Here is a 4,005-nt window from a genome sequence, read left to right on the forward strand (position 1 = left end):
ATTTAGCCATAATAAAACCCCCGAAATTCATGTCCGAATTTCGAGGGTCACCACACCTACTCTGCACATTTAGGTAACGGTTTTATTTCATAGTAAGTTTTTGATTACATTATTCCCAACCATCATTATCATCTAATTCCACATTGCCTTTAGCTGCACGACTGCCACGTACTTCTTCATCACTCAAGGTATGTGTACTATTTTGAAGATTCTCTAATGCATGAGCATCAACTTCAGCATCAAATAGTTTTTCTCCCAATTCATCAATCTTATGACTAATATCGCTTGTAGGTATTTTTGACATGGTCATAGCTCCTTGATATCTATAAATATCATCTATCCTTGCAATACAAAAAAACTAGGTCATTCAACCTAGTTTTTTTCATACCCTATTTTTGCTTAATAAAGCTCTGATCTGGCACACGAATTAAGTAGTAACGCGTAGCTAAATGCCCTGCGTGCATCCCTATTCCGTTTTGCCAGTTTTTCTTATAAAACGCTGTATAAACCGCTACATAAGCGCGCTGATATTGCTTATCCATCTTCGTCAATTCTTTTTTAACGTATGGAATCTTTTCAGCATTTACATCAAGTGCAGTGTTGCCGTAAGCAATTGAAGCATAGTCACTTGAAATAGTAGTCTTGCTTCCTGCCCGATAAAAAGTATAAGTTTGTGAGCCATTCTTTTTCTTATCAGAATCGGTCGTTACATAGCTTGAATTACCCGAACCCGTTCTCATAATCAATGGTTCATACTTAATACTTGAAGTAATGCGGCTGGCATCTTCCAAGTCCGGATTGTCCATAAAAGTCTGATTGAACATCCAACCTACCGCAACTAATAAGATTAAAACTTCAACTACATTAATAATAAAGTTTGGCCAAGTAAAGCGTTTATGCTGTTTAATAATCATCTTGATCCGCCGCTGACGGATATTTTGGACGATAAAGACTAAATAAAGAATAATTGCAACCCAAATCAGGATCCCAATAATGTTCCAACTAAACATGAGACGTCCTCCTTGCCCTTAATTATAGGTGAATTTTTTACAAATTTGAATAGCAGATTCATTGAATACTTTGCTAAGAGGTGAGATGATAAAGATAAGTACATTAGATTTATTAGGGAAAAATATGGTAGCAATAGCATTTTATTCAATAACTGGGCAAACAAAACGTTTTATTGATAAAACGAAATTGCAAGCCCATCAAATCAGCGATGCTAGCCCTAAATATGACATGGGCGAGAAGTATATTCTTATCGTTCCAGCATATCAAGACTTTATGATGGACTCTGTCGTTGATTTTTTAACATATAAAGACAATAAGAAGAACATTATAGGAATTATTGGTTGCGGCAACCGAAACTTCAACGACCTTTTCGCGCAAACCGCTAAGAAGATCGCGGCAACTTTGAAAGTGCCTATTCTTTATTTGCTAGAATTCAGTGGTACTGATGAAGATGTTCGAAACGTGCGCAAGATTGTTCACGATCTTTCTGCAAGTCAAAGCACTAAGAAGGTCCAAAAGCCTAAAGAGTTGCGTGGGAATATTAGCTTTTTGAGTGATTTTAGAGAATAAGCATGACTAAAAAATATTATAAAGCAATCAACTGGAATGACATGGAGGACAGAGTCGATAAATCCGCGTGGGCAAGGCTTAACGACATCGTCTGGGAACCGCGTCATGTTCCAGTAAAAGAAGATAAAAAAGAATTTTTACAATTAGATAAGCCAGTGCAGCAAGCAGTGCTTCACGCATTTGGTGCATTGTCATTTTCATCTGGACTGCAAATGAGAAACGGTCTTGATCAAATCAAGCAAGACGCCATTACGCCAGAGGAATCAGCTGTGCTAAATGCCTTGCAATACTTGGAATCTATCGCTAACAAGGGGTACAGCTATGTATTGCGTGAATTAACTGACGAAGACGAAGTTAAGAGAACCTTGGATTGGGCAGACGATAACCCTTATTTACAAAAGAAGATCCATATTTTGAATAAGATCTACCAAGGTGGGGATGCCCTTCAAAAGAAGGCCGCAAACGTCATCTTGGAAACTGCCCTTTACCACTCCGGCTTCTATGCTCCACTTTATTTATTTGGTGAAGGCAAGATGGTTAGAACCGCCGAAATCGTAAAGCTTGCTTTGCGTGGTACTTCATTTAGCGGTATCTACCCTGGCTACAAGTTCCGCTTAGGATATGCCAAACTTGGAAAAAACGAGCAAGAAGAATTAAGAAAGTGGATCGAAGACTTATACACTGAATTAGTCGCAAACGAAGAAAAGCACATTGAATTAATGTACAAGGGTACTGGCTGGTGCGACGACGTTAAGCATTATCTTTACTACAGCGTCAACAAGGCCTACCTCAACTTAGGCTTCCCTGCTCGCTATCCAGATACTTCTGATACCATTAACCCAATTATTGAAAAAGGTGTTATCAAGAGTGCCGTCTTTGAAGACTTCTTCTTCTACACCAACAACCACTCATTAACTAAATTTAGAGAAATTAAATAAAGAAATAGCTCAGGAAAAATTCCTGAGCTTTTCTTTTACTTCTTTTTGGTTGTTGTCTTCTTCGTAGTTTTCTTAGTAGTCTTGCTTGCTGTTTTCTTTGCGGCAGGCTTTTTCTCCGCCTTCTTTTCAGGCTTCTTGTATTCACGCACTACCGTCAATTTTTCAATAATTGCATCAACAAGCTTATCAACTACAGCAGAACTATCTTTTTCAACTTCTTCTTCAGTTGCTAACTGATCAATTCTGAAGTGAGAAACATTCACATACTCTGAACGCGTTTCAAAATAAACGTTCAAATCATATTCTTGTCCTTCTTCAAAGAAGTTAGCAATCTTCTTGTAATTAGCATAGGGCAAGTTGATGATGTTGGTCTCCAAGGCAAAGGTAACTGGGCGTTGACCAGTTACAGCAAGTTGAGTTTGCACTAATGAATCATGCTTAAATGCAGCTACAACTTCCTTCACCATCTTTTCAGCGTAAGGCTTAATCTTACTCTTTGATTTACTAATGTCGCCATATTTTACTGTTTCAAGATCTTGAATATAATCTTGATTTTCAATCTTTTCGTTTAAATCTTTTAAATTAATCTTCAAAATAAACTATCCTTTTTTTGCTTTGTTAATCTACATAACACGATACTACAAAAAAATTTTTTGTCAGCTCTTTAGTGAGATGAATCATTGTCAATTTCTACTTCAATTTTGCTAGAATAAGTATCATGCACTACAAGAAATTTAATCTCAAATACCTATTTTTAATTATTCCAGCAGTAATAATTCTTATTATAGGGTCTATCTATTTTTTAAACAAAAATAAAATTGATGATGAAATCGATTGGATGACTATGAAAGAAGAACAGAAGCTGGATGTTCCAATAGAAAATCAAATGCCAGACTTGCCTAACGGCTGCGAAGTTACCAGCCTTTCCATGCTTCTAAATTACTATGGCATTAAGGTTGATAAAAATGAACTAGCAGATAATATCGCCCACGTCGATTCTTTTACTGATAATGGAAAATATCGTGGTAATCCCAACCAAGGCTTTGTCGGTCATATGTCGATCGCTAACGCCGGCTGGTGCGTTTATAACGGCCCACTTTATAACGTTGCGCGTAAGTATACTAGTCATATCGAAAACATCACAGGGAGCGATTTTTTGAGCCTGCTCAAGCTAGTTTCAAGTGGACACCCCGTTATGATTATCACCACGACCACTTTTAACCGCGTAAACAATATGCAGACTTGGGAGACCAACACTGGCAAGGTGAACGTAACGCCTTCGTCACATGCTTGCGTGATTACCGGTTATAACAAGAATAAGCATATCGTCTACGTGAACAATCCTTATGGCATTAAAAATCAAGCAGTTAGTTGGAAGAACTTAGAAACTAGTTACGACCAACAAGAAGGAAGACAAGCATTATACATTCAATAATAGAGTAGAGGGAGCTTATTCTCGCCCCTCTCATTGCACCGGACGTACGGT

The 4,005-nt window shown here is 37.6% G+C and carries 6 protein-coding genes; 3 read left to right on the top strand and 3 right to left on the bottom strand.

Features of this window, described 5'->3' with window-relative positions:
- Positions 1–109: 109 nt before the first annotated feature.
- Positions 110–304, bottom strand: a complete 195-nt coding sequence (locus tag RDN22_RS10975; protein ID WP_308558122.1) for a hypothetical protein — start codon at positions 302–304, stop codon at positions 110–112.
- An 85-nt stretch (positions 305–389) separates the two neighbouring features.
- Positions 390–1,010, bottom strand: a complete 621-nt coding sequence (locus RDN22_RS10980; RefSeq protein ID WP_308558123.1) for an LVIS_2131 family protein — start codon at positions 1,008–1,010, stop codon at positions 390–392.
- 124 nt (positions 1,011–1,134) lie between these two features.
- On the opposite strand from RDN22_RS10980, the gene nrdI reads away from it, so the two are divergent.
- Both nrdI and RDN22_RS10990 read left to right on the top strand, forming a co-directional pair.
- Positions 1,135–1,581, top strand: a complete 447-nt coding sequence (gene nrdI, locus RDN22_RS10985; protein WP_308558127.1) for a class Ib ribonucleoside-diphosphate reductase assembly flavoprotein NrdI — start codon at positions 1,135–1,137, stop codon at positions 1,579–1,581.
- A gap of 2 nt (positions 1,582–1,583) precedes the next feature.
- The gene (locus RDN22_RS10990; protein ID WP_308558124.1) at positions 1,584–2,519 is read left to right on the top strand and encodes a ribonucleotide-diphosphate reductase subunit beta; all 936 of its coding nucleotides are present in this window, start codon (positions 1,584–1,586) and stop codon (positions 2,517–2,519) included.
- A 35-nt stretch (positions 2,520–2,554) separates the two neighbouring features.
- Here RDN22_RS10990 and RDN22_RS10995 read toward each other — a convergent pair whose 3' ends face one another.
- A complete protein-coding gene (locus RDN22_RS10995) occupies positions 2,555–3,112 on the bottom strand; it encodes a hypothetical protein (RefSeq protein ID WP_308558125.1) in 558 nt (185 codons plus the stop codon).
- A gap of 125 nt (positions 3,113–3,237) precedes the next feature.
- Here RDN22_RS10995 and RDN22_RS11000 point away from each other — a divergent pair, with 125 nt between their 5' ends.
- Positions 3,238–3,954, top strand: a complete 717-nt coding sequence (locus tag RDN22_RS11000) for a C39 family peptidase (RefSeq protein ID WP_308558126.1) — start codon at positions 3,238–3,240, stop codon at positions 3,952–3,954.
- Positions 3,955–4,005: the final 51 nt, after the last annotated feature.

Source organism: uncultured Lactobacillus sp., from assembly GCF_902491705.1.
Lineage (GTDB): Bacteria > Bacillota > Bacilli > Lactobacillales > Lactobacillaceae > Lactobacillus.